The sequence below is a fragment of the Comamonas sp. GW821-FHT11H03 genome (assembly GCF_058807955.1).
The window spans coordinates 178396-203804 of record NZ_JBXARF010000006.1; the positions used below are offsets into that span (position 1 = coordinate 178396).

General features: G+C 62.2%; 19 protein-coding genes. 4 read left to right on the forward strand and 15 right to left on the reverse strand.

Features of this window, described 5'->3' with window-relative positions; all coding sequences use genetic code 11:
* Positions 1-64: 64 nt before the first annotated feature.
* The 4 genes from AC1RTQ_RS15110 to AC1RTQ_RS15125 form a co-directional block, all read right to left on the reverse strand.
* Complete coding sequence (locus tag AC1RTQ_RS15110; RefSeq protein WP_492876907.1) at positions 65-1186, reverse strand: bifunctional enoyl-CoA hydratase/phosphate acetyltransferase; 1122 nt, start codon at positions 1184-1186, stop codon at positions 65-67.
* The gene (locus tag AC1RTQ_RS15115; RefSeq protein ID WP_492876909.1) at positions 1183-3501 is read right to left on the reverse strand and encodes a DUF3141 domain-containing protein; all 2319 of its coding nucleotides are present in this window, start codon (positions 3499-3501) and stop codon (positions 1183-1185) included. The genes AC1RTQ_RS15110 and AC1RTQ_RS15115 overlap by 4 nt, the downstream gene beginning before the upstream one ends.
* A gap of 183 nt (positions 3502-3684) precedes the next feature.
* On the reverse strand, positions 3685-4158 hold the full coding sequence (locus tag AC1RTQ_RS15120; RefSeq protein ID WP_492876911.1) for a phasin family protein: 474 nt from the start codon (positions 4156-4158) through the stop codon (positions 3685-3687).
* 87 nt (positions 4159-4245) lie between these two features.
* Complete coding sequence (locus AC1RTQ_RS15125; protein ID WP_492876912.1) at positions 4246-5949, reverse strand: PHA/PHB synthase family protein; 1704 nt, start codon at positions 5947-5949, stop codon at positions 4246-4248.
* A gap of 356 nt (positions 5950-6305) precedes the next feature.
* Between AC1RTQ_RS15125 and AC1RTQ_RS15130 the strand changes: the two genes are divergently transcribed.
* The 3 genes from AC1RTQ_RS15130 (at position 6306) to AC1RTQ_RS15140 (ending at position 9821) form a co-directional block, all read left to right on the forward strand.
* A complete protein-coding gene (locus AC1RTQ_RS15130) occupies positions 6306-6551 on the forward strand; it encodes a type B 50S ribosomal protein L31 (RefSeq protein ID WP_003053459.1) in 246 nt (81 codons plus the stop codon).
* Positions 6552-6726: 175 nt separating this feature from the next.
* Positions 6727-8451: a hypothetical protein gene (locus AC1RTQ_RS15135; RefSeq protein WP_492876914.1), complete on the forward strand. Its 1725-nt coding sequence runs from the start codon at positions 6727-6729 to the stop codon at positions 8449-8451.
* The gene (locus AC1RTQ_RS15140) at positions 8448-9821 is read left to right on the forward strand and encodes an MATE family efflux transporter (protein WP_492876916.1); all 1374 of its coding nucleotides are present in this window, start codon (positions 8448-8450) and stop codon (positions 9819-9821) included. The genes AC1RTQ_RS15135 and AC1RTQ_RS15140 overlap by 4 nt, the downstream gene beginning before the upstream one ends.
* On the opposite strand, the gene phoR is transcribed toward AC1RTQ_RS15140, so the two are convergent.
* The 7 genes from phoR to pstS form a co-directional block, all read right to left on the reverse strand.
* Positions 9818-11194 (reverse strand): phosphate regulon sensor histidine kinase PhoR, encoded by a 1377-nt coding sequence (gene phoR, locus AC1RTQ_RS15145; RefSeq protein ID WP_302089930.1) that lies wholly within the window; start codon positions 11192-11194, stop codon positions 9818-9820. The genes AC1RTQ_RS15140 and phoR overlap by 4 nt on opposite strands.
* A gap of 87 nt (positions 11195-11281) precedes the next feature.
* Complete coding sequence (phoB, locus tag AC1RTQ_RS15150; protein ID WP_003053455.1) at positions 11282-11977, reverse strand: phosphate regulon transcriptional regulator PhoB; 696 nt, start codon at positions 11975-11977, stop codon at positions 11282-11284.
* 18 nt (positions 11978-11995) lie between these two features.
* Positions 11996-12697 (reverse strand): phosphate signaling complex protein PhoU, encoded by a 702-nt coding sequence (gene phoU / locus AC1RTQ_RS15155; protein ID WP_003053453.1) that lies wholly within the window; start codon positions 12695-12697, stop codon positions 11996-11998.
* 10 nt (positions 12698-12707) lie between these two features.
* Positions 12708-13484 carry a phosphate ABC transporter ATP-binding protein PstB gene (pstB, locus tag AC1RTQ_RS15160; protein WP_302089929.1) on the reverse strand — a complete coding sequence of 259 codons (777 nt, stop codon included), beginning with the start codon at positions 13482-13484 and terminating at the stop codon, positions 12708-12710.
* Between the two features lie 17 nt (positions 13485-13501).
* Positions 13502-14392 carry a phosphate ABC transporter permease PstA gene (pstA, locus tag AC1RTQ_RS15165; RefSeq protein ID WP_492876919.1) on the reverse strand — a complete coding sequence of 297 codons (891 nt, stop codon included), beginning with the start codon at positions 14390-14392 and terminating at the stop codon, positions 13502-13504.
* Positions 14389-15327 (reverse strand): phosphate ABC transporter permease PstC, encoded by a 939-nt coding sequence (pstC, locus tag AC1RTQ_RS15170; RefSeq protein WP_492877124.1) that lies wholly within the window; start codon positions 15325-15327, stop codon positions 14389-14391. Before pstC ends, pstA begins: the two co-directional genes overlap by 4 nt.
* A 173-nt stretch (positions 15328-15500) precedes the next feature.
* Positions 15501-16532, reverse strand: coding sequence for a phosphate ABC transporter substrate-binding protein PstS (gene pstS / locus AC1RTQ_RS15175; protein ID WP_492876921.1), 1032 nt, complete (start codon positions 16530-16532; stop codon positions 15501-15503).
* Between the two features lie 454 nt (positions 16533-16986).
* On the opposite strand from pstS, the gene AC1RTQ_RS15180 reads away from it, so the two are divergent.
* A complete protein-coding gene (locus AC1RTQ_RS15180; protein ID WP_492876923.1) occupies positions 16987-18468 on the forward strand; it encodes a Ppx/GppA phosphatase family protein in 1482 nt (493 codons plus the stop codon).
* Between the two features lie 174 nt (positions 18469-18642).
* Here the strand turns inward: AC1RTQ_RS15180 and ppk1 are convergent, their stop codons facing one another.
* The 4 genes from ppk1 to ftsH form a co-directional block, all read right to left on the reverse strand.
* Entirely contained in the window at positions 18643-20709 is a 2067-nt protein-coding gene (gene ppk1 / locus AC1RTQ_RS15185) for a polyphosphate kinase 1 (RefSeq protein WP_492876925.1), read from the reverse strand.
* A gap of 471 nt (positions 20710-21180) precedes the next feature.
* The gene (glmM, locus tag AC1RTQ_RS15190) at positions 21181-22515 is read right to left on the reverse strand and encodes a phosphoglucosamine mutase (protein ID WP_304350673.1); all 1335 of its coding nucleotides are present in this window, start codon (positions 22513-22515) and stop codon (positions 21181-21183) included.
* Positions 22516-22552: 37 nt separating this feature from the next.
* A complete protein-coding gene (gene folP, locus AC1RTQ_RS15195; RefSeq protein ID WP_492876927.1) occupies positions 22553-23401 on the reverse strand; it encodes a dihydropteroate synthase in 849 nt (282 codons plus the stop codon).
* Between the two features lie 71 nt (positions 23402-23472).
* Positions 23473-25395 (reverse strand): ATP-dependent zinc metalloprotease FtsH, encoded by a 1923-nt coding sequence (gene ftsH, locus AC1RTQ_RS15200; protein ID WP_492876929.1) that lies wholly within the window; start codon positions 25393-25395, stop codon positions 23473-23475.
* Between the last annotated feature and the right edge of the window lie 14 nt (positions 25396-25409).

Here is a 25409-nt window from a genome sequence, read left to right on the forward strand (position 1 = left end):
CCTTTGTCTGCCGACAGAGCACAGGCCGCAGCAACTGCCGGCTTGGCGCCATCGGCCATGCTTTTCAGGGCGGCGTCTGCCGGTAGTGATGTGCGAGCAACAGCGCAATCGCACAGGATGCAATGCGGGATTCGCGCGAATCCGCGCGGCTGGTGAGCACGATGGGCACCTTGGCGCCAAGCACGATGCCTGCGCTGGCGGCACCGCCCAGGTACATGAGCTGCTTGGCCAGCATGTTGCCGCTTTCCAGATCGGGCACCAGCAGGATGTCGGCCTGACCGGCCACTGGCGAAGTGATGCCCTTGGTGCGCGCTGCCTCGATGGAGACGGCATTGTCGAAAGCCAGCGGTCCGTCCAGCACGCCTCCGGTGATCTGGCCCCGGTCGGCCATCTTGCACAGTGCGGCAGCATCCAGTGTCGCGGGCATGTTGGGGTTGACCGTCTCGACGGCGGCGAGGATGGCGAGCTTGGGCCTGGCCACTCCCAGAACCTGTGCCAGCTCGATGGCATTGCGTGCGATATCGGCCTTCTGCAACAGATCGGGGGCCAGATTGATGGCCGCATCGGTGACGATGAAGGGGCGTGGATAGCTGGCAGTCTGCAACACAAAGCAATGGCTTACACGCCTCTTGGTGCGCAACCCGGCACTGCCGGCAACGACAGCCGCCATCAGCTCGTCGGTATGCAGGCTTCCTTTCATCAGTGCCTCGACTTCGCCGCTGGCGGCAAGTCTGGCACCACACTCGGCTGCTGCATGGCTGTGCGGCACGTCCTCGATGCGCAGGCCCTGCAGCTCGAGCCCCTGAGCAAGAGCAATCGCCTCCAGCCTCGCGCGCGGAGCGATCAGGACCGGCTCGATCAGCCCCAGCCGATGCGCATCAAGCGCGGCGGACAGGCTGGTGGCATCGCAGGGATGGACGACCCCCACGCGAACCGGCGGCAGTTCCTTGACAGCCGCCAGCAGCCGGGCCAGACCGTGATGGGAGGCAACGTCAAGCGGCTGCGCTGCGCCGCCTGATGACAGGGAGACCGCCTGCTGCGGGGATGGCTGCCGAGGCGGTGCATCGTGGACGCAGAGCAGCGTCAGCGTGCTCGCGTCACGGGAGGCAACGGTGACGCGCAGGCTGTCGCCAACGGCTATGCCCTCAAACGGCTGCTGCGCCATGTCTGGGCTCGGTTGACTCATCGCGCTCCTTTCTTGCCGCGTGATGCGGCCGGTTTACGTCGCTCGGCAGCCGCAGCCCGCTGGGGAGCTGCAGGAGCCTGTGCCAAAGCCGGCACCAGCTCCAGAGGCTCCTGGATACGAGGCTGCTGCGCCAGCGCGGCCTGCTCGAACAAGGCCTGTACATGCTGCAAGGCATGTCTCACGGCGTCATCCTCCGCGCCTGGCACCTTATCGATGGCTGCCATCTGGGTGATAGCTTCAGCGGCCTTGCGGATGGTGTCGGCAGGCGTGTTCTTCAGCAGGCCGGGAATGGCTTCGATGGCGGCGCTGCCGCATTGCCGCATCACCAGGGTCTGCTCGCGGATGGCGGCTCGCAGCTCGGCCAGAGTCCAGCGCCCAGGCGCTTGCTGCTCCAGCAATTGCGCAGCCAGGTGGTAGTAGCGCTCGTCCACAGCGCGACGCTGGGACAGCACGCTCAGCAAGCCGCGCAGCGTGGCTTCGAGCACGCCCCCCTGATCCACACTGTTCTCGATCTGGCGCTGCCTGTCCGCCATCAGCGCCAGATGCTCGGGGGTGGAGCCTGGATGCTGGCGCACCGCTGCGCTCTCGCCATAAGCATGCCCAGCCAGCGCCTGCATGAGCGGCGAGCCATAGAGCATGTCGAACCACAAGGCGTAGATATGGTCTCGCCGGTCGCGGAAATCATCGAGAGCGCGATCCAGTGCGCCCGAGCACCGCTGCTGCATCTCCAGCCAGGGATTGGCTTCGTCCACGGGCTGGCGATGTTCACGTATGTATGCAGCGCTGCTGCGTATCAGCGACGCCAGCGGGTGCTGGCTGCTCCAGGCCTCGAATTGCAGGCGCATGGGATGCAAGGTCTGCAACCAGTGTGCCGATTGGGAAGTGCTCAGCGCACGCACCCAGGGTTGCCATAGGCTGCGATACAGGGCCAGGTTGATATCGGATACCCGGGCCGCCGCGTCGAAACGGCGATCGGACTCGGGATCGGGCTTGACGATATCGCGCACTTCATCGATGCCGCTGGCACGGATGCTCAACAGATAAGGATCATGGAGCAGCTTTTGCTCCTGCTTGGTGGCATCGTCCACGCTGGCGCGATAGATGCCTGCCGGCAACAGATTGATCTGCTCGATGGCGCTGGCGAACTTGCGGTGCTGCTTGCTGCCGACGGCGCCCGAAACAAAGATGCCCAGATGACCGATGCTGTCGTGCGTGCTGAAGATGATGGTCTGGTCATGCGCGCGCACATCGTCATCGCTGGCGTACAAATCGGTGATCCAGCCCAGAGCCTGGGCCGGCGGCGTGATGTTGTCGCCATAGGAGCAGAACACCAGAATGGGCGAGCGGATATTGCGCAGATCGATGCGCACACCGTCCGATGTCAGCAACTGGGCCGTCGACAGCCTGTTGCCGATGAACAGATTGTCGACGATGTACTGCATCTCCACATCGTTGAGGAAGACATAGCCGCCCCAGTATTTCTCGAAGTCGATATAGCGCTCGGCTTCGGTGTCGACGTTCGCATAGACCTTGTACTGCTTGCTCCACAGCGTGTTGGCCGGATCGAGCTGCTCGAAGTTCTGCACCAGATGGGCGCCGTCGAAGCGGCCATTACCCAGATCGCTGGCCAGAGCCGTCATCCAGCTGCCCCCGAGAAGCCCGCCCGAATAACGCATGGGGTTGTCACCGGCCCAGTACGACAGGGGCGCTCCGGCAACGATGATGGGCCCGAACAGCTCGGGCCAGACAGCGGCCGTCATCAGGATCTGCCAGCCCGCCTGGCAGTTGCCGATGACCGCAGGCTTGCCCTCACTCTCGGGGTGAAGCTCGGCCACGCGACGCATGAACGCGGCCTCGGCACGCATCACATCCTCCACCGTCTGACCAGGTACGGGATCAGGCAGGAAACCGACGAAGTAGCAAGGATGGCCGGCCTCCAGCGCCGCACCGATCTCGCTATGGGGCTTGAAGCCACCTATGCCCGGGCCATGCCCGGCGCGTGGATCTATCACGACGAATGGTCGCTTGGCAGGGTCGGCAGGCCGGTCTTCGGACGCCTGAATGCGCACCAGGCCGTAGTTGACCGGTCTTGGGAGGTCCAGCCCCGACATCACGAGTTCTGCGGGGAAATGCAGCACGTTCGGCGTCCTGGCCTCACGCTGGGTCCGGTACTGGTCACCCACCTGCCGCTCGATGTCGGCATACAGCACGGCACGTTGAGCGGCATCCACCGCATAGGCCCCGGCGGCCCGCCACCATGCAAAAGGATCAACAGACCCGTTGGTAGACGGACCGACCCCGCTGGGTTTGCTCATGTCGTGCTCCCGAAGTCACAATCTTCTCACTCAAGAAGATTCAAAAACAATAGCCTCCAGCGCTTTATGGATCGCCACAAAACGCCGAAAACATCGGATTTTTTGCAATGGAGGGCCAGCTGACCAGCCGGCCCGCAGGCGGCAGCGCCGCCATCTTTAGCTGAAGCTGCGCCAGCCTGCGGCCTACTTCTGCGCCGCTTCGCCGCTCTTGGCCTGAGCGGGGTCCTGAGTTGCCGGCGTCCAGGCAGACAGCCATTGCTTGAAGATGTCCTGCAGTGGCAAAGCGGGCAGATTGGGCGCGCTGTCTGCACGCAGGGCCTCGGCCACAGATTTTTGCCAGGCCTCCAGGGCCTGCTGCAGACCGCTGGCAAAAGCCTGCTGGTTCTTGATCGCGATATCGCTGGCGCTCTTGGCATCACTCATGCGGTCCTCAAGCCTGCGCATGAACGCCTCGGCGGGCAGGCTGGCCAGTGATTGCCAGTCTTCGGCACGCAACACGCTTTGCAGCTCCGCCGTGGTTTCACTGATGCCGGCAGCACTGCTCTGCTGCGCGGCTGCCAGCCAGCGATGGCCACTTTCACGCATCAGCTGAGCGATGCGCAGTTGCAGCTCGGCATTGGCCTTGAACAGATTCAGGGGGGTCGCTTGAATACTCATATCGTTCTCCCTATGGTGATGGTGGTGCCTATCGAGAGGCTGGCGGACCGTCCGGCATATCACCGTGACCAAACGGCTTTTGAAAACTCAATGCCCGAGCACGTACTGGCCCGGAGCGTCATACAAGGGCCCGCCGCCAGTGCCGCCCATGCGCGGCGGAGCTATCGGTGTGCCGGATCTGTTTTTGAGCCACTCGTGCCATGCCGGCCACCAGGAGCCTTGGCGCTGCTCGGCCTCTTGCTGCCACTGCTGGGCAACAATGTCCTGAGCCCCGACAGACCGCGTGAGCAACTGGTAGCGGCGTCGCGGATGGCCGGGCGCGCTGACAATACCGGCGTTGTGGCCGCCACTGGTCAGCACAAAGGTGATTTCAGCCGCAGTGTGGTGGTGCAGCTTGAATACCGATTGCCAAGGCGCTACATGATCGGTGAGCGTTCCCACACAGAAGATGGGCACTTGCAGATTGAGGAGCGAGACCGGCTTGCCATCGACCGGATAGCGGCTTTCACTGAGGTCGTTATTCAGAAACAGACGGCGCAGGTATTGCGAGTGCATCCTGGCTGGCATGCGCGTGGCGTCGGCATTCCAGGCCATGAGATCGCTCATCGGCGCCCGCTCGCCCAGCAGGTATTGATTGACCATGCGCGACCACAGCAGATCATGGGAGCGCAGCATCAGAAACGCGCCCGCCATCTGATCGGCGCGCAGATAGCCTTGCTGGGCCATCTGGGCCTCAAGCAGGCTGATCTGCGCTTCGTCGATGAACAGCGCCAGCTCGCCAGGTTCGGTGAAATCGGTCTGCGCGGCCAGCAAGGTCATCGATGCCAGACGCTCGTCTCCATCGCGCGCCATCGCTGCTGCCGCAATGGCCAGCAAGGTGCCGCCCAGACAATAGCCTGCAGCATGCACCTTCTGCCCCGGGACGATGGCCGTGACGGCATCCAGTGCAGCACGCCAGCCCAGCTCGACATAGTCGTCCATGCCCAGATCTCGATCTTCGGCATCGGGGTTCTTCCAGGAGACGCAGAACACCGTATGCCCCTGATCGACCAGATACCTGATCAGCGAATTGTGTGGCGAAAGATCCAGGATGTAGTACTTCATGATCCAGGCCGGCATGATCAAGACCGGCTCGGGATGGACCTTGTCGGTGGTCGGTGCGTACTGGATCAGCTCCATCAGTTGGTTGCGCAGCACCACCTTGCCAGCGGTGACGGCCACATCGCGCCCCACCTGAAACTCCTCGCAGCCAGCAGGCGGCTTGTTGGTGAGCTGCGCATGCACATCTTCCATCAGGTACTGGAAGCCACGCGCCAGATTCGCACCGCCCTCTTTGGCGGTACGCTCCAGAACGATCGGGTTCGTGGCAAAAAAGTTCGCGGGCGAAAGCATATCCAGCCACTGCCTGCCCCAGAACCCGACCAGACGCTCGTGATGTTTGTCAACACCTGCAACGCCTTGGCTGGCAGCCTGCCACCAGCGTTGCTGAGCGGCAAAGCCCGCACTCATGACCGTGAACGGCCATTGCTTCCATTCAGGAGCCTGAAAGAGACGCTCCGCCTCCTGCGTCTGTGGCCCGCCATAGCAAAGCCTGACCCATTCCTCCAGCGCCAGCCTTGCCAGATCCAGACGCTTTGCCGGGCTGATGGCAAGGTTGCCGGCCCAATCCATCCAGGCCTGCCATTGGGACTCGGGGGAAACCGACAGCCACTGCTGCGCCCACATCGCGCGCACAGCCTGATCAAGCTGCTGGCTGGAACTGAACTGAGCTTCGGCATTGCGGTCAACCATAGCGGCCCCTTTTTGCTGCATGGCAATAACGCAACATCTTATGCGCAGCAAAAGTTGTTGCCTAGTCACGACCTGCCGGGGGTTGAGCCACATCAAGCTCGCGCAGCCGAAAGCGCTTCGGCATGCGGCAGCCGGCCCCGAACACCGGGCTGCTGCAGCTAAAAGAACTCTGCTGCCTTGCCTGGATCAGGCCTGCCACCGGAACTATTGGCCATGATTTGCAAGCTGAACGCACGCCACCGACCACTGACGCGCGCGGCACAGTTTTCTCATTGTGTGCAATAATGGAGGGCTTTAATGCGGAAAGTACACCGGACAGGCTGGTGCGGCTCCCGCACTTGACCAAAGGAAAGATCATGAAAGAAGGCATTCACCCCAATTACCGCGAAGTTCTGTTCGTGGACATGTCCAACGGCTTCAAGTTCGTGACACGTTCTTGCGTTTCCACCAAGGAAACCGAAAACTTCGAAGGTAAAGAGTACCCTCTGTTCAAGCTGGATACCACTTCTGAATCGCACCCCTTCTACACTGGCACACAAAAGTCGGTGGACAACATGGGTGGTCGCGTGGAGAAGTTCCGCAACCGCTTCGGCAAGAAGTAATTCTTACTTTTTTGCTGAAAAGGCAGCCCGGGCAACCGTGCTGCCTTTTTCTTTTTTGGGTGCCGCCCCACGAAATTCCAATGCTCCTATCATCGGAGCACCAAGCGCTTTGACTCCAAGCGCTTTCGCCTGATCTGGCGGTGCAAATTCGCACAGCCGCTACTGGATTGATTGCGTGAACCAGCCCACACCTGCCATCGTTGCCCAAAGCGCTGTACGCCGCCTGCCGCGCTGGGCCCTGCTTTTGCTGTGCCTGGCCTATGTGATTCCCGGCTTTGTCATGCGCGGCCCCTGGCGCTCCAACGACATGGAGGCCTTTGGCTACATGCGCGAGCTGGCGCTGGGCAAGACCGACTGGCTGGCCCCCAAGCTCTCGGGTCTGGCTCCCAGCATGGACGGTCTGCTGCCCTACTGGCTGGGGGCCCTGTCCTTGCAGGGATTCGAGTGGCTGCTCGGCGCCGAAATGGCGGCGCGCCTGCCCTTCATCGCCTTGCTGGTCGTGACCCTGGGCGCCGCCTGGTGGGCAGCCTATTACCTTGCACGCACGCCCGGTGCGCAGCCCGTGGCCTTTGCCTTTGGAGGGGAAGCCCAGCTCATCGACTATGCCCGCGCCATGGCCGATGCAGCCTTGCTGGCACTGGTTGCCTGCCTGGGCCTGGCCCAGCTCTCGCATGAAACCACCAGCTATGTCACGCAGCTGGGCTGCACGGCGCTGCTGTTCTTTGCCGCTGCGGCAATGGCCTATCACCCGAGGAAGTCAGCCGCGGCACTGCTATTTGGCATGCTGGGATTGGCCCTGAGCGGCGCCCCCACTCTTTCCGTGCTGTTCGGACTTGGCGGCAGCGTGATCGCCTTCACCCAGCGCAGCTGGGGCGACAATCCTGGCCGCGCCCACCGTCAGGCCCGCATCTGGGCCGCAGTCTGGCTGGCCGCCACGCTACTGGCAGCCAGCCTGACCACGGCCCTGGATCAGTGGGTCTGGCATCTGGTGGACTCGTTCAAGGACTGGGACACCCTGCTGCAGCTGCTGCTGTGGTTCTGCTGGCCCGCCTGGCCCCTGGCCTTGTGGACGCTGTGGGTCTGGCGCCGGCAGATTGCACGCCCCGGCCACAACCCCCATCTGTCCATCTCCCTGCTGTTTGCCACTGTCCCTGTGGCTGCCTGCCTGAGCAGCACCCCGGCCGATCGGGCGCTGCTGCTGGGACTGCCCGCCATCGCCACCCTGGCCGCCTTCGCGCTGCCCACTTTCCGCCGCAGCATCAGCGCACTGATCGACTGGTTCACGCTGCTGTTCTTTACAGCATCCGCGATTGCCATCTGGGTGGTCTGGCTGGCGTTCCAGACCGGATTCCCACCCAAAATCGCTGCCAACATTGCGCGCCTCGCTCCGCAGTTCGAAGCAAACATCTCCTGGCCCACGGTCATCGTGGCGCTGATCGCCACGGCCGGCTGGTTTGTACTGGTGATCTGGCGCACCTCGCGCAATCGCGCAGCCATCTGGAAGAGCCTGGTGCTCCCGGCCGGCGGCGCCACACTGAGCTGGGTGCTGCTGTCCACTCTCTGGATGGAGCCGCTGGATCATGCTCGCAGCTATCAATTCCAGATGACACAGCTGGGCGGCGAACTCAAGCACAACGGCGCCACAAGCTGCGTGCTGACCTACGGCCTGGGCCGTTCGCAAATTGCTGCCGTGCGCTACTACACCCACGTGGATACGGCACTATTGCGCCGCAGCAGTCCCGACGACTGCAGCTGGGCACTGGTCGACGCAGACCGCTGGGCGGGCGATCACAATCGCAAGCTGCGCCAAGGCTGGAATGAAGTCAGCCGCATCACCCGTCTGGCGGGCCAAAAGGAAGTCCTGGTACTGCTCAAGTACACCGACCCCAAAGCTCCATGAAGGGGGAATTGCAGTACATAGGCCGGCATGCAGGCACCGTGCTGGCCGGACAGCTGGCCGTCATGGCCTTTGGCACCACCGATACCATCGTGGCCAGCCGCTATTCCAACGATGCCGTGGCCGCCCTCTCCGTAGGGTCGGCTATTTTCATCAGTGTCTATGCCTCGCTGATGGGCATTTTTCAGGCTCTCCTGCCCTTGTGGTCCGAGCAGCGAGGTGCCGGTCAGCCACAGGCCATCGGCCATTCGCTGCGCCAGTCCATGTATCTGTGTGCGCTGGCCTGCGTGCTTGGCATGGCGGTGCTGCTCATGCCCGGCGCACTGCTGCGCTGGACCGATGTGCCCGACGCGCTGCAGCTGGAGGTCAAGCGCTATCTGGCCGTACTGGCCTGGGGCTTGCCGCCGGCGCTGCTGTTTCGCATCTACAGCGCGCTCAACCAGGCGCTCGGCCACCCCAAGCTGGTCACCGGGCTGCAACTCGTCTCGCTGCTGATCAAGATCCCCCTGTCCATCTGGTTCACCTTTGGCGGGCTGGGCCTTGCCCCCTTGGGAGCAGTGGGCTGCGCACTGGCCACGCTGCTGGTCAACTACACCATGTTTGCCGTGGCCCTGTGGCTGATGCGCACTCAGGATTTCTATGCTCCGCTGGCGCTTTGGCAAAGGCTGGAGCGCCCAGACTGGCTGCAGCTGGTCCGCTTCTGCCGCCTTGGCATCCCAGCAGGCCTGGCCATTCTGGTGGAAGTCACCTCCTTCACCCTCATGGCCCTGTATGTGGCAAGGCAGGGCTCGCTCTCGTCTGCCAGCCACCAGACGGCCGCCAATCTGGCCGCCATCTGCTATATGGTGCCGCTGTCTCTGGCCATTGCCACCAGCGCCCGCGTCAGCTACTGGCGCGGCGCCGGTGATGAAGCCCAGGCCAGGACGCTGATTCAACAGTGTTTCAAGCTTGCTCTGCTCATCGGTATTGCGACAGCAGCCACGCTTTTGATCGCCCGCACCTGGATTGCAGACATCTACACCGACTCCCCGCAGGTGCTGGCCATGACGTCCTGGCTGCTGATCTGCGTGGCCGCCTACCATGTGGCCGACTGCGTGCAGACCTATTGCATTTTCGTGCTGCGCTGCTATCGCGTGACCGTGGCGCCTTTGGTGATCTATTGCCTGCTGCTGTGGGGCGGCGGCCTGGGCCTTGGCTATTGGCTGACCTACCGATGGCAAGCAGCCGAAGGCTGGCGGCACTGGCAGGCCACGCCCATGCCCCTGTGGGTTTGCAGCGCGGCAGCCCTGTTTGTCACGGCCATCGCCTTCAGCAGCATTTTGCACAGAGCCATACGACCTCCAAAGCCGCAGGCCCGGCCTAGGGCCTCCTAGTGAGAAAGTGCCTTGGCGGGTGGTTCAGCAGCCGCCCGCACTCGGCTTGGCGGGAAGGTGACGGCGAATTCCGAGCCCTTGCCCAGCTCACTTTGGATACTGAGCCTGGCGCCATGCCGCTGCAGCACATGCTTGACGATGGCCAGCCCCAGGCCGGTGCCGCCCGTGTCGCGTGAGCGGCTGCGATCCACGCGATAAAAGCGCTCCGTCAGACGCGAGACGTGCTTTTCGTCGATGCCGGGTCCTGAGTCCTTGACGGCAAAGCGGGCCGATCCATCGGGCAGCAGTTGCCAGCGCACATCAATCTGCCCGCCGGCCGGCGTGTAGCGCATGGCATTGGCCAGCAGATTGGAAAACGCACTGTGCAGTTCTGCGCTCGCACCTGCCAGATCTCCGGCCTGCCGCAGCGCCTGCTCATCAGGAAAGTTCAGCACATGGGGTTTGGCCTGCTTGCGCGTCAAGGCATTGGACAGGCCGCGAGCCTCGTTCTCACAGCGATTGAGCAGTTGCGCCACCGACACCCAGTCATTGTTGCTGGGCAGCGGGCTTCCCTCCAGGCGCGACAAGGTCAGCAAGTCCTCGACCAGATGCTGCATGCGCTCGGCCTGCTGGGCCATCAGCTCCAGATAGCGCCTGCGCTCGTCTTCCTCAAGCGGCAGGTTCTGCAGGGTCTCGACAAAACCGGCCAGCACGGTCAAAGGCGTGCGGATTTCGTGGGAGACATTGGCCACGAAGTCACGGCGCATGGCTTCGGCCTGCTCCAGCGCCGTCACATCGCGCGCCAGCAGCAGCTTGCGCCCTTCACCATAGCCATAGAGCTGCACCGACAGCTTGACCGGCCGCGAAGGTGTGCTTTCGCGCCCCTGCATGACCAGATCATGGCTGAAGTCCTGCGCTGCAAAATAGGCACTGAACTGAGGATCTCGTACCAGATTACCGATGCTTTGCAGCACATCGCGCTCGGCGTCAAAGCCGAACTGCTTGGCGGAAATCTGATTGCACCATTCGATGCGGCCCTGTGCATCGAGCAGCACCACACCATTGGGGCTGGCCTGCAAGGCAGACAGAATGTCATTGAGCCGCTGGTCGCCCTGCTGCACCTGCTGCACGCTCTGGCGAATCCAGCGGCGCATGCGCACGCTGGCCTCGCCCCAGATACCTGCCAGATTGGGCACCGCGCCCAGCTCCGACTGACGCAGCCAGTGCAGCAGACGCGCTCCATTCCAGCTGTCCACCAGCCACCATATCCAGCCGCCGATCAACGCTCCCGTCATGGCCGCCACACATTGCTGCAGCGCCGTCGCACCGGGTGCAACGAGATAGGCCCACAGCAGCCATACCGCCACGGCTGCCGCGAGCTGAGAAGCCAACAATCGAAAACCACGCCACCCCATATTTGCTTTCAGTTGTGATTTTTGACGACCCAGCCAGGCCGGGCCGAGGTTCGGGGGGAAGTGCTGTCAGGCCATGGCCTGGGCGCTGAAACGGTAGCCCGCACCGCGCACGGTCTCAATCAGAACACCCGCCACACCCAGCGATTCTCGCAAGCGCTTGACGTGCACGTCCACGGTGCGCTCTTCAATGAAGACGTGATCGCCCCAGACCTTGTCGAGCAACTGCGCACGGCTGTGCACACGCTCGGGGTGCTTCATCAGATAGTTGAGCAGCTTGAACTCGGTGGGACCGATCTTGAGCAGATCGCCCTGCCAGCTCACACGGTGGGCTGCGGCATCCAGCACCAGCTCGCCAATGCTGACCTTGTCCTGCACCTGCTCAGGCGCACGGCGGCGCAGCACGGCACGTATGCGGGCCAGCAACTCCTGAGTGGAGAAAGGCTTGGTGATGTAGTCATCCGCCCCGGCATCCAGGCCCGCCACCTTGTCGGGCTCATCGCCACGGGCCGTCAGCATGAGAATGGGCACGGCCTTGGTACGGCTGTCGGCACGCCATTTGCGGGCCAGAGACAGACCGCTGGCCCCGGGCAGCATCCAGTCGAGCAAGATCACGTCGGGCAGCACGGCATCAAGCTCGCGCTGCGCCGAAACACCGTCTTCCGCCCAGACGGGCTGGAAGCCGTTATGCCTCAAATTGACCGCGATCAACTCTGCAATCGCAGGTTCGTCCTCCACGATGAGGACCATGGGCATCTTCTTCATCCCTGAGTAACCTCCGTCTTACAACACCGCAGATTCGATTTCAGCCATGGTCTGATGGCGCACATCCTTGCCCTCGACCAGGTAGATGATCAGCTCGGCCACGTTCTTGGAGTGGTCGCCGATACGCTCGATGGCCTTGGCCAGGAACAGCAGGTCCAGACTGGCGGAGATGGTGCGCGGATCTTCCATCATGTAGGTGATGAGCTTGCGCACAAAACCGTCGAACTCCTCGTCGATCAGATCGTCTTCACGCAAGATGGCAACCGCCGCCTTGGTGTCCAGTCGGGCAAAGGCATCCAGGGTCTTGCGCAGCAGCTCGGAAGCCATCTGGGCAGCCATGCGCAACTCGCCGCTGGGCAGCGAACGGGCTGCGCCGCTTTCGATGATGGACTTGACCATACGGGCCATCTTGCAGGCTTCGTCACCCATGCGCTCCAGGTTGGCCGTGGCCTTGGAGAAGGCAATCAGCAGGCGCAGGTCGCGGGCCGTGGGCTGGCGGCGCGCAATGATGGACGACAGCTCATGGTCGATCTCGACCTCCATGGCGTTGACGCGCTGCTCGGTGCTGATGACCTGCTCAACCGCATCGGTGCTGAAACTGGTCAGTGCATAGACGGCATTGCTGATCTGCGACTCGACCAGACCGCCAAGCTCCATGACGCGGGCCGAGACACGATTGAGTTCGGAGTCGAACTGCGTGGACAAATGTTTTTCTGTCATTTTTAAGTCCTTAGCCGAAGCGGCCTGTGATGTAGTCTTCCGTTTCCTTGCGCTGGGGCTTGAAGAACATTTTTTCGGTGTCTCCAAACTCCACCAGATCCCCCAGATACATATAGGCCGTGTAATCGCTGCAACGGGCGGCCTGCTGCATGTTGTGTGTCACGATGACCACGGTGTAGTCGTTCTTCAGCTCCGCAATCAGCTCCTCGATCTTGGCCGTGGAGATGGGGTCCAGCGCCGAGCAGGGCTCGTCCAGCAGCAGCACCTCGGGCCTGATGGCAATGCCGCGCGCGATGCACAGACGCTGCTGCTGGCCGCCAGACAGGCCCGATCCGCTTTGCTGCAGCTTGTCCTTGACTTCATTCCACAACGCAGCCTTGCGCAGTGCCCACTCCACGCGGTCATCCATGTCCGAGGCGTTGAGATTCTCGAACAGCTTCACGCCGAAAGCGATGTTGTCATAAATGGACATCGGGAACGGCGTGGGCTTCTGGAACACCATGCCGACCTTGGCACGAATCAGGGCCACATCCTGCTTGCTGGTCAGCAGGTTGTCGCCGTCCAGCATGATCTGACCTTCGGCACGCTGCTCGGGATAGAGCTCGAACATGCGGTTGAACGTGCGCAGCAGCGTGGACTTGCCGCAGCCCGAGGGGCCGATGAAGGCCGTGACCTTCTTCTCGGGAATATCGAGATTGATGTTTTTCAGCGCGTGAAACTTGCCGTAGTAGAAGTTCAGGTCGCGCACGGCCAGCTTGATGTTGGCGGGAGCAGTGGTTGCAGTCATGATCTTGAACTTTCGAATTACTTCTGGCGGGTGATGAAACGCGCCAGGATATTCAGACCCAGCACAGCCACAGTGATGAGGAAGACACCGGCCCAGGCCAGTTGCTGCCAGTTCTCATACGGGCTCATGGCAAATTTGAAGATGGTCACCGGCAGGCTGGCCATGGGCTTGCTCATGTCGGCATTCCAGAACTGGTTGTTCAACGCCGTGAACAGCAGCGGAGCGGTCTCGCCAGCAATACGGGCCACGGCCAGCAGCACGCCGGTGATCACGCCGGCGCGGGCAGCGCGCAAGGTCACCATGAGGATGACCTTCCACTTGGGCGTACCCAGCGCATAAGCCGCTTCACGCAGGCTGGCGGGAACCAGCACCAGCATGTTTTCCGTGGTACGGATGACCACGGGAATCACGATCAGCGCCAGCGCGATCACGCCTGCCATGCCGGAGAAGCTCTTGAGGCGCACCACCACCACGGTATAGACAAACAGACCGATGACGATGGAGGGCGCCGACAGCAGAATGTCGTTGACGAAACGCGTGGTGGAAGCCAGCCAGCCTTTTTTGTCGTACTCGGCCAGATAGACCCCGGCCATCACGCCGATCGGCGTGCCCACGAAAGTGGCCATCGCCACCATCATCAGCGAGCCCCAGATGGCATTGGCAATACCGCCCTCCTCGTTGGGCGGAGGCGTCATCTGCGAGAACAGGGCGAAGTTCAGACCGCCCAGGCCCTGGCGAATGGTTTCCCAGAGAATCCAGACCAGCCAGAACACGCCAAACAGCATGGCTGCCATGGACAGGGTCAGCGCAAGCTGATTCAGGTGCTTGCGCCTGTTGTACCTGGCCTGGCGCACCGCAGCCAGATCGGCTGCGTCAAGCATTTTGGAGGAGGTGGAAGTCGGGCTCATGAGCGGGCTCCTTCGTTCTTCTGCAGACGGTTGAGCAGCAGCTTGGAGCAGGCCAGCACCACAAAGGTGATGAAGAACAGCACCAGACCCAGATAGATCAGCGACGCCTGATGCAGGCCCTCACCGGCCTCGGCAAACTCATTGGCCAGCGCCGAGGTGATGCTGTTCGCAGCCTCGAACACGGACAGGGAATTGAGCTGGTTCATGTTGCCGATCACAAAGGTCACGGCCATGGTCTCGCCCAGTGCGCGGCCCAGGCCCAGCATGACGCCGCCCAGCACGCCGGTCTTGGTATAGGGCAGCACCACTTTCCAGACCACTTCCCAGGTCGTGGAGCCCAGACCGTAGGCCGACTCCTTGAGCAGCGCCGGCGTGACTTCGAACACATCGCGCATCACGGAGGCGATGAAGGGGATGATCATGATGGCCAGAATGATGCCGGCCGACAAAATACCGATACCCACGGGAGGGCCGGAGACAAAAGCGCCCAGATAGGGCACACCGGTCAGCAGGTTCTGCAGAGGCTGCTGCACATAGGTGGCCAGCACGGGGCCGAACACCATCAGGCCCCACATGCCGTAAACAATGGAGGGAACTGCGGCCAGCAACTCGATGGCAGTGCCCAGAGGGCGCTTGAGCCAGGCGGGCGAGAGTTCCGTCAGAAACAGGGCAATACCGAAGCTCACGGGCACTGCAATGATGAGCGCGATGGCCGAAGTGGCCAGCGTGCCGTAAATCATGACCAGACCGCCGTATTGATCCTGCACGGGGTCCCAGACACTGCTGGTCAGAAAGCCCAGACCATATTCGGCGATGGCGGGCCAGGCACCGAAGATCAGCGAAACCATGATGGCCAGCAGCAGCACCAGCGTCAGAATCGCTGCGCTGCGTGCCAGACCACCAAACAAACGATCCGCCATACGTCCCGAGATCATCGGAGCACGTGGCGGAGAAGGAGAGCGTCGCTTGGCGGCATCGGTGGGGGCTGCAGCCAGCGAACTGGAGGGCGACGTAGTGGACACGTGAGCGCCTTTATTCGCAAAGGGTTGAAACAAGCAGCGAACATACCGTCCGGCACGGCAGCCCGCTGCTCACAGATGGCACGAAATTACTTGGAAACAACCTTGCCCGAAGCGTCCTTGATGTCGTTCCAGGACTTGAAGATCACGTTCTTGACAGCGTCAGGCATGGGCACGTAGTCCAGGTCGGCGGCGGTCTTGTCACCTTGCTTGTAGGCCCACTCGAAGAACTTCAGCGAGGTGGTGGCCTGATCGGGCTTTTCCTGAGTCTTGTGCATCAGGATGAAGGTGGCCGAGGTGATGGGCCAGGCGCTCTTGCCGGGCTGGTTGGTCAGGATCTGGTAGAAGCTCTTGGCCCAGTCGGCGCCGGCAGCGGCAGCCTTGAAGGTTTCATCGTCGGGAGAGACGAAAACGCCTTCCTTGTTCTGCAGCTGCGTGTAGATCAGCTTGTTCTGCTTCACATAGGCGTACTCGACATAGCCGATGGAGTTGGGCAGGCGACCCACAAAGGCGGCAACGCCTTCGTTACCCTTGCCGCCGGCACCGGTGGGCCAGTTCACGGCCTTGCCCTCGCCCACTTTTTCCTTCCACTCGGCATTGACCTTGGAGAGGTAGTTGGTGAAGCCGAAGGTGGTGCCGGAGCCGTCAGCGCGGCGCACGGGAGCGATAGCGGCGTCAGGCAGCGCCACACCGGGGTTCAGTGCCGTGATGGCGGGGTCATTCCACTTGGAGATCTTGCCCAGGTAGATATCGCCCAGCACCTGGCCCGACAGCTTCAGCTGGCCGGGAGCCACGCCCTTGATGTTGACCACGGGAACAATACCGCCGATCACGGTGGGGAACTGAACCAGGCCCTTCTTGGCCAGTTCGTCATCCTTCAGGGGTTCATCGGAAGCGCCGAAGTCCACGGTCTTGGCTTCGATCTGCTTGACACCGGCGCTGGAGCCCACGGACTGATAGTTAATCTTGACGCCAGTGGCCTTGTGATAGTCCGCAGCCCACTTGGAATACAGAGGAGCCGGGAAGCTCGCACCAGCACCTGTGGCTTCCTGGCTGGCGTTGGCAATACCCGCTGCAGACAGAGCGCCAGCCACCAGAACGTGAATCAAGGACAACTTCATGAAACGACCTCTTAGGGTTGAAAGATTCGATGGAGTGAACTTTAAAAACCTTTTATGACAGCGTCGTGACATGAAAATTTCAAGGCGCAACCGAGTGAAAGACCGCCAAGGCAGTCATGTGAGTGTCATATTTCATTCGCAAACTGCTGAGCCTTGACCTACATACTCGGTCCCCGAGTAAAACCACAGGTAACAGCTTGTCGCAAGGCCGATGCCGGGCGCTGGCAATGTATGACATAGTCTGTCACACAGCGTGAGCACCCTCGGCGGCGGCCCGGGCCGGCAATACCTGCAAATACCTGACTTGGCAGAGGCTGAACTCTTCCCCCTGATAGCCCGATGACGGCGCATATTGCATATTCCACTGCCCGATGCATGTGTCGTCAGCTCCCTCACGCTCATGCTCCACTCGTGCCCCAACCCGCATAACAACAACGCATTGATTGGCTCAGAAATGGCTCCTGAATCGCTGCTTGCCGCCGTAGACCTTGGCTCCAATAGTTTTCGCCTTGAAATAGGCCGCATCGGCTCGCATCAACGCATCGAGCGTGTGGAATATCTCAAGGAAACCGTACGCCAGGGCAACGGCCTGAACTCGCGCCAGGAACTCTCGCGCGAAGCCATGGAACGCGGCTGGGACTGCCTGGCACGCTTTGGCGAGCGCCTCAGGGGCTTCGATGCCACACATGTGCGCGCCGTCGCCACCCAGACCCTGCGCGAGGCCCTGAATGCCGACGACTTCGTGACGCGTGGCAGCCAGTTGCTGGGCTTTCCCATCGAAGTCATCCCCGGCGAGGAGGAAGCCCGGCTCATCTATCGCGGCGTGGCCAGCTCGCTGCCGCCCAGCCAGCAAAAGCGCCTGGTCATCGACATTGGCGGACGCTCCACCGAAATCATCATCGGCCAGCACAGCCAGCCCCAGCAAGTGGCGTCGTTCGCGCTGGGCAGCGTCTCCTGGAGCAGCCGCTTCTTCAGCGATGGCGCATTGAACAAGGCCAACTTCCAGGCCGCCGTTGCCGCGGCCAAGCAATGCCTGGCCCAGGCCCAGTTCGCCTACCCGGGCACGGCCTGGGACTGCGCCTATGCCTCTTCTGGCACGGCCAATGCCGTGGCCGATGCCCTCACGGCACAGGGCCTGGATGGACAGGTGATCACGCCCGCCAAGCTGCGCCACCTCTACGAGATGCTGCTGGACATCGGCCATGTGGATCGCCTGCGCATGCCGGGCCTCAAGGAAGATCGCCGCCCCGTGGTCGCAGGCGGCATCAGCGTGATGATGGCCGTGGTCGATCTGCTGGGCATTACCGAGCTGGAAGTCGCCCAGGGCGCACTGCGCCAGGGAGCTTTGCACGACCTGCTGGACCATGAGCCTCCTGCCGACAAGGAAGCGGCGGAAGTCGGCGCCCTGCAGCTGGACTTCGGCGTGGACGTCCCCCATGCCCAGCGCGTGCAGCGCATCGCCTGCGAGCTGTGCCGGCAAATCCTGCCCGGGGAAACCGCTGCGCAGAGCACCCAGGCCCTGGCCATTGCGGCGCAGCTGCACGAGGTGGGCATGCGCGTGGCACTGAGCGACTACCATCGCCACGGCGCCTATATCGTCGAGCATTGCGGTCTGGCCACCTGGGAGCCCGAGCTGCGCCAGCGCATCTGCCAGCTGGTGCTCGGTCACCAGGGCAAGCTGCGCAAGCTGGAAGACGCCATCGAGGAGCCGCAGCTGGCCCTGCCGCTGATGGCACTGCGCATTGCCGTGCAGCTGAGCCATACCCGTCGCGACCCCGACATGCAGGGCATACAGATCAAGCGCTCGGGCTCGGAATGCAAGCTCTCCACTCCTTCGGGCTGGATGCTGACCTACCCGCAGTCCGCCCGCCTGCTCGAAGAGGAAGCCATGGCCTGGAGCAAGACGCCCTGGAGCCTGAAGCTGCAGCTGCGTTGACACAGCCGACCATGCGGGCGCCGCATGGCAAAGACAAAGGGACTGCGAGGCAGTCCCTTTTTGGCATTCGGTCTTAAAAAAGAGAGCTGCAAGCGCTTGCCAGATAAAGAACTCAGCATGAAAAGTATCTGAAATCCTTTGCTAACAAGCGCAATAAGCTCCTTTTTTGATAACTCAGAGGCTATTGCCGCCGTAGCGCACCATCAGCGCCTGCTGGGCACCCTTGCCCTCCAGGGGACGCTCGGGCTTCTGGTAAGCACCCGAAGCGTCCAGCGTCCAGGCATCGCGGTCGTCGCCCAGATAGGCCACCAGGCACTCGTCGATCACGCGCTGGCGCAGCTTTTTGTCCAGCACCGGCCAGGCCAGCTCCACACGGCTGAGCATATTGCGATTCATCCAGTCGGCACTGGACAGCAGCAGCTCTTCTTCCTGGCCCCAGGCAAAGTAGAAGACGCGCGAATGCTCCAGGAAACGGCCGATGATGGAGCGCACGCGGATATTGTCCGTCACGCCCGGGCGCTGTGCCGGCAGCATGCAGGAGCCGCGCACGATGAGATCGATCTGCGCACCCTTGCGGCCGGCCTCGACCAGGGCGCGAATCAGGGGCTCATCGGTCAGCGCATTCATCTTGAGCACCATGCGCGCCCTCTCGCCCCGCGCCGCTGCGGCGGCCACCAGGCCGATCAGCTCCAGCATGCGGTTTTGCAAGTGGAACGGCGCCATGACCAGCTTTTGCAGCTTGGGCATGGTGTTGTGGCTGGAGAGGTGGCGAAATACCGCATCCATATCGGCCGTGATCTCGTCATCGCAGGTCAGCTGGCTGATGTCGGTGTACAGACGTGCGCTGCGGGCGTTGTAGTTGCCCGTGGAGAGATGGGCATAGCGCTTGAGCTGGTTGTTGCGCTTTTCACGGCGCGTGATGAGCAGCATCTTGGCATGGGTCTTGAGACCGACCACGCCATACACCACCTGCACGCCCAGCGATTCCAGCTTTTCCGCCCAGTTGATATTGGCCTCTTCGTCAAAGCGCGCCTTGAGCTCCAGCACGGCCAGCACCTCCTTGCCGCGGCTCACGGCCTCGGCCAGCAGGCTCATGATCTCGGAGTCGATGCCCGTGCGGTAAATGGTCTGCTTGATGGCCAGCACCTGCGGATCGTTCACAGCCTCGCGCAGCAGCTCCAGCACCCCATCGAAACTCTCGAAGGGCTGGTGGATGATGATGTCGCTCTTGCGCATCTGCGCCAGGATGGAGCGGCCGGGCACGAGCTGCGTGGGCCAGGCCGGCTTCCACTTGGGAAACAGCAGGGCCGGGTCGTCGACCAGATCGATCAGCTGCATCTGGCGCACCAGATTGACCGGCCCCTTGACGCGGAACAGCGCCTCGGCAGGCAGGCCGTATTGCTCCAGCAGCAGGTCCGAAAGCACCACCGAGCATGAGGAAGACACTTCCAGGCGCACCGCCTGGCCGTAATGGCGGTGGTGCAGGCCCTGGCGCAGGGCCATGCGCAGATCCACCACATCGTCCTCGTCCACGGCCAGATCGGAGTGGCGGGTGACGCGGAACTGGGAGAACTCGGACACCTCGCGGCCCGGGAACAGCTCGGCCAGATGGGCGCGCACCACGCTGGAGATGCTGACAAACAGCTTTTGCTTGCCCGAGATCTTCTCGGGCAGGCGGATCAGGCGCGGCAAGACACGCGGCACCTTGACGATGGCCACTTCATTGGCCCTCCCGAAGGCATCCACGCCATTGAGACGCACGATGAAATTCAGGGCCTTGTTGGCGACCTGCGGGAAGGGGTGCGAGGGATCCAGCCCCACCGGCATCAGCAGGGGCTGCACCTCGCGCATGAAGTACTCGCGCACCCATTTGCGCTGCGCCACGGTGCGCTCGCCGTGCGAGACCAGGCGAATCGCATGCTTGTCGAACGCGGGAATGATGGCCTGGTTGTAGAGCTGGTACTGCTTGGCGACCAGGCCGTGGGCCGTGGTCATCAACCGCTCGAAGCTGGCGCGCGAGTAGGTGCCCTGCTCGTCGCCCACCTTGGCGGCCGAGACATGAGGGGCGCAGCGCACCTCGAACCACTCGTCGAGATTGGAGGACACGATGCACAGATAGCGCAAGCGCTCGAGCAGCGGCACATCTTCGCGCTCGGCCCAGCTCAGCACACGCTCATTGAAGACCAGAATGCTTTGATCGCGGTCCAGCAGCTCCAGAGTCGGCTCGATCACAGGCGGCATGACTACCTCGTTCTTGGACGCCGCTCGGCGTCGGCGCGGCGCTTTAGCAGGGGCAGAAGAAACCGGTATCGCAGCGTCAGAAACGACACCGGGCACACCATGGTGCCCGGCCGCCCCGGCTTGCGCAACTGCAGCCGGTTCGCTCGCGCAGCTGACGAGCGCCGTCGTGACTGGAGGCACCAGCGAGATGTGCGCCAGACCCAGGGACGCAGGTCCCGCTTCATGCGCCTGACTGTCGGTCTGCGAGGTCAATGGGGAAACTGCAGCCGGTTCCTGCCCTGAAGAAGAAGTGATGGAAGCGGAAAAAAAAGAGTCGGAACCAGGTACGGATTGGGACATGTGGCAGCAGCCTGCGAAAGCTTGAAGCGCCCCTGAGGGCATGTCCGCAGTCTGCCCATGGTTTGTGACAATTAGATGACCAAAAGATGACTGTCATCGTGGTTCATGACAGTCATCAGGGTTTGCACAACTTCAGCTGGCCCTGACCACCTCGGCCAGACGCTCGGCACAGTTGCTGGCCATGTCTGCACTCCTGGCCTCGACCATGACGCGCACCAGGGGCTCGGTCCCACTGGGACGGATCAGCACACGGCCGTCGCTGCCCAGCAGCTTCTCGACCGCTGCCTGCTCACCAGGCAGCTTGGCGTTGCTCTTCCAGTCCTGGCCAGGCTGCAAGCGCACATTGATCATGACCTGAGGGAACAGCTTCACGGACTCCAGCCACTGGGCAATGGTCTTCTTCGAGCGCACGCAGGCCTGCAGCACCTGCAGTGCGCTGACCAGGCCGTCACCGGTCGTATGCTTGTCCAGCGCCAGCAGGTGGCCCGAGCTTTCACCGCCCAGCTGCCAGCCCTTGGCGTTGAGCGCTTCCAGCACATAGCGGTCTCCCACCTTGGCACGGACAAAGCCCACGCCCTGCTCCTTGAGCGCTTGCTCCACCGCCATATTGGTCATCAGGGTTCCCGCTACCCCGCTGACCACGTCGCCGCGAGCCAGGCGATCGGCCGCCATGAGATAGAGCAGTTCGTCGCCGTTGTAGAGGCGACCTTGCGCATCGACCAGCTGCAGGCGGTCGGCATCGCCGTCCAGCGCCACGCCATAGTCGGCATTGTTGGCCCGCACGGCCCTGACCAGCGCTTCGGGATGGGTCGCGCCAACTCCCTCGTTGATGTTCAGGCCGTCCGGGGAGCAGCCGATTTCCACCACATTGGCACCCAGCTCGTGAAAGACCTTGGGAGCAATCTGATAGGCCGCGCCATGGGCCGCATCCACGACGACCTTCAGGCCGCGCAACGACAGACTGTGATCGAAAGTGCTTTTGCAGAACTCGATATAGCGGCCGGCGGCATCGGCCAGACGTCGCGCCTTGCCCAAAGAGGCTGAATCCACCCAGACGGGGTCCTCCTTGAGAGCGTCTTCCACATCCTCTTCCCAGGAATCCGACAGCTTGGTGCCCTCGGCACTGAAGAACTTGATGCCGTTGTCATAAAACGGGTTGTGGCTGGCACTGATGACCACCCCCAGGCTGGCGCGCTGGGCGCGCGTCAGATAGGCCACGCCCGGTGTCGGCAAGGGGCCAAGCAACATGACATCGACACCGGCAGAGTTGAAGCCCGACTCGAGCGCACTCTCCAGCATGTAGCCTGAGATGCGGGTGTCCTTGCCGATCAGCACCAGAGGACGCTCTTGCGTGCGGCGCAACACGCGTCCCACGGCATGCGCCAAGCGCAGGGCGAAGTCAGGCGTAATGGGCGACTTGCCCACCGTGCCGCGAATCCCGTCGGTGCCGAAGTACTGTCGTGCCATATTCTCGTTGTCCTTTTTCAGATTCAATACCCTGTCATCAGGCCTGCAGCGCTTGCGCATCATGCATTGCCTGCCAGACTGCCAGCGCAGCCACCGTATCCCTCACATCGTGGACACGCACAATTTTGGCCCCACGTTCGACCGCCAGCAATGCCGCCGCGACGCTGGGCACCATGCGCTGATCCACTGGCAGGCCGCTCACCTGCCCCAGGGAGCCCTTGCGCGACCAGCCTGCCAGCAAAGGGAAGTCTAGGCCCAACAGCTCACACTGATGTGCAAGCAAGGCAAAATTTTGTACCACGCTCTTGCCGAAACCAATACCGTAATCCCAGGCTATGCGGGAGCGAGCAACGCCCGCATCGAGCAAAGGCTGCGTCACCTGCAGCAGAAAGTCCCGCACTTGAGCCACGGCATTGCCCTGCATATGCTCCAGGTGCATGTCTTGCGGGGTCTTGTGCATATGCATCAGGCACACGCCACAGCTGGCGTGCCTGCTCACCACCTCGAAGGCACCGGGCTGGCGCAACGCCCAGATGTCGTTGATGATATCGGCCCCCAGATCCAGCGACGCGGCCATGACTTCGGGCTTGTAGGTATCGATGGAGATGGGCACGTTGAGCTTGACGGCTTCGCGCAGCACGGGCAGAACGCGAGCCAGCTCGTCTTCGAGGCTCACAGCGGGCGAGCCCGGCCTGGTGGACTCGCCACCTATATCCAGAATATGCGCCCCTTGCTCCAGCAGCAGCTCCGCATGAGCCATGGCCTGAGATACACCGGCATGCCTGCCTCCGTCCGAAAAGGAATCAGGGGTCACATTCACAATGCCCATGACCTGAGGCTTGTCGAGCTGCAAGAGAAAACGCGAGGTCTGCCACTGTTGCGACATAAATCTTCCGATATCTGAGAGTGCAAAAACAAAAGGCCCCTGAGGGACCTTTTGTGTAGGAGGCTTGGCGCTCAAGCCGTGGTCGGCGAGGGCTCGGCATTCGATGCGGGATTGCCTCCCGAGGAATTGCCACCATCCGATGAGGGGGGGTTGCGAGGCGTCCAGTCCTTGGGAGGACGAGGCTCCTTGCCGGCCATGATGTCATTGAGCTGCTCGGAGTCGATCGTCTCCCAGTCCAGCATGGCCTTGGCCATGGCGTGCATCTTGTCGCTGTTGTCTTCGATCAGCTTGCGCGCCAGCGCATATTGCTCGTCGATGATGCGACGCACTTCGTCATCCACCTTCTGCATGGTGGATTCGGACAGGTTGGAGCCTCGGCTGAAGGTACGGCCCAGGAAAGGCTCGCCCTCCTGCTCGGAGTAGACCATGGTGCCCAGCGCATCGCTCATGCCGTAGCGCGTCACCATGTCGCGGGCGATCTGGGTCGCACGCTCGAAGTCGTTCGACGCACCAGTTGTCATCTGGTTCATGAACACTTCTTCGGCGATACGTCCGCCAAACAGCATGGCGATCTGGTTGAGCATGTACTCCTTGTCGTAGGAGTAGCGGTCCTTCTCTGGCAGGCTCATGGTCACGCCCAGCGCACGACCGCGCGGGATGATGGTGACCTTGTGCACGGGATCGCACTTGGGCAGCAGCTTGCCGATGAGGGCGTGGCCCGCCTCATGGTAGGCCGTATTGCGGCGCTCTTCCTCTGGCATGACCATGGACTTGCGCTCGGGGCCCATGATGATCTTGTCCTTGGCCTTCTCGAAGTCCTGCATCTCCACGGTGCGTGCATTGCGGCGTGCCGCCATCAGCGCAGCTTCGTTGCAGAGATTGGCCAGATCGGCACCCGACATGCCGGGCGTGCCGCGCGCAATGATGGCGGGGTTCACGTCCTGGCCCACGGGAATCTTGCGCATGTGCACGTTCAGAATCTGCTCGCGGCCACGGATATCGGGCAGCGTCACATAGACCTGACGATCGAAGCGACCGGGGCGCAGCAAGGCAGCGTCAAGAATGTCGGGACGGTTGGTTGCCGCCACCACGATCACGCCGAGGTTGGTCTCAAAACCATCCATCTCGACCAGCATCTGGTTCAGAGTCTGCTCACGCTCGTCGTTGCCGCCGCCCATGCCAGCTCCACGCTGACGACCGACGGCGTCGATTTCGTCGATGAAGATGATGCAGGGAGCGTTCTTCTTGGCGTTCTCGAACATGTCGCGCACGCGGGCTGCACCCACGCCGACAAACATTTCAACGAAATCGGAACCCGAGATCGAGAAGAAAGGCACCTTGGCCTCGCCCGCGATGGACTTGGCCAGCAGCGTCTTGCCGGTACCGGGAGGGCCGACCAGCAGCAGACCACGGGGGATGCGGCCGCCGAGCTTCTGGAATTTGTTGGGGTCCTTGAGGAAGTCCACGACTTCCTTGACCTCTTCCTTGGCTTCATCGGCACCAGCCACGTCGGCAAAGGTGACGGTATTGCTGTTCTCGTCGAGCATGCGCGCCTTGGACTTGCCAAAGCTGAAGGCGCCGCCCTTGCCGCCGCCCTGCATCTGGCGCATGAAGTACACCCATACGCCGATCAACAGCAGCATGGGGCCCCAGCTCACGAGCAGCGTCATGAGCAGCGAGCCTTCTTCACGCGGCTTGACGTCGAACTTGACGTTGTTGTTGATCAGGTCGCCCACCAGACCGCGATCGAGGTAGGTGGCTGTGGTGCGGATCTTGCGATCATCGGTGGTGGTGGCTACGACCTCGGTACCGCCGCCACCTTCCTGAATAGTGGCGCTCTTGATACGGTTGCTGCGCACCTGCTCCAGGAATTCCGAGTAGCCAACATGAGAGGCACCGCCAGCACCTCGGGTGTCAAACTGTTTGAACACCGTAAACAGCACCATGGCGATGACCAGCCAGACGGCGACTTTTGAAAACCACTGATTGTTCAAGCGGGGCTCCAATG

What these genes read in the sequence shown, in the direction of transcription:
- AC1RTQ_RS15110 (WP_492876907.1), bottom strand. Translation starts at nt 1,186, where the DNA reads ATGAGTCAACCGAGCCCAGACATGGCGCAGCAGCCGTTTGAGGGCATA.
- AC1RTQ_RS15115 (WP_492876909.1), bottom strand. Translation starts at nt 3,501, where the DNA reads ATGAGCAAACCCAGCGGGGTCGGTCCGTCTACCAACGGGTCTGTTGAT.
- AC1RTQ_RS15120 (WP_492876911.1), bottom strand. Translation starts at nt 4,158, where the DNA reads ATGAGTATTCAAGCGACCCCCCTGAATCTGTTCAAGGCCAATGCCGAG.
- AC1RTQ_RS15125 (WP_492876912.1), bottom strand. Translation starts at nt 5,949, where the DNA reads ATGGTTGACCGCAATGCCGAAGCTCAGTTCAGTTCCAGCCAGCAGCTT.
- AC1RTQ_RS15130 (WP_003053459.1), top strand. Translation starts at nt 6,306, where the DNA reads ATGAAAGAAGGCATTCACCCCAATTACCGCGAAGTTCTGTTCGTGGAC.
- AC1RTQ_RS15140 (WP_492876916.1), top strand. Translation starts at nt 8,448, where the DNA reads ATGAAGGGGGAATTGCAGTACATAGGCCGGCATGCAGGCACCGTGCTG.
- phoB (WP_003053455.1), bottom strand. Translation starts at nt 11,977, where the DNA reads ATGAAGAAGATGCCCATGGTCCTCATCGTGGAGGACGAACCTGCGATT.
- phoU (WP_003053453.1), bottom strand. Translation starts at nt 12,697, where the DNA reads ATGACAGAAAAACATTTGTCCACGCAGTTCGACTCCGAACTCAATCGT.
- pstB (WP_302089929.1), bottom strand. Translation starts at nt 13,484, where the DNA reads ATGACTGCAACCACTGCTCCCGCCAACATCAAGCTGGCCGTGCGCGAC.
- pstA (WP_492876919.1), bottom strand. Translation starts at nt 14,392, where the DNA reads ATGAGCCCGACTTCCACCTCCTCCAAAATGCTTGACGCAGCCGATCTG.
- pstC (WP_492877124.1), bottom strand. Translation starts at nt 15,327, where the DNA reads ATGATCTCGGGACGTATGGCGGATCGTTTGTTTGGTGGTCTGGCACGC.
- pstS (WP_492876921.1), bottom strand. Translation starts at nt 16,532, where the DNA reads ATGAAGTTGTCCTTGATTCACGTTCTGGTGGCTGGCGCTCTGTCTGCA.
- AC1RTQ_RS15180 (WP_492876923.1), top strand. Translation starts at nt 16,987, where the DNA reads ATGGCTCCTGAATCGCTGCTTGCCGCCGTAGACCTTGGCTCCAATAGT.
- ppk1 (WP_492876925.1), bottom strand. Translation starts at nt 20,709, where the DNA reads ATGCCGCCTGTGATCGAGCCGACTCTGGAGCTGCTGGACCGCGATCAA.
- glmM (WP_304350673.1), bottom strand. Translation starts at nt 22,515, where the DNA reads ATGGCACGACAGTACTTCGGCACCGACGGGATTCGCGGCACGGTGGGC.
- folP (WP_492876927.1), bottom strand. Translation starts at nt 23,401, where the DNA reads ATGTCGCAACAGTGGCAGACCTCGCGTTTTCTCTTGCAGCTCGACAAG.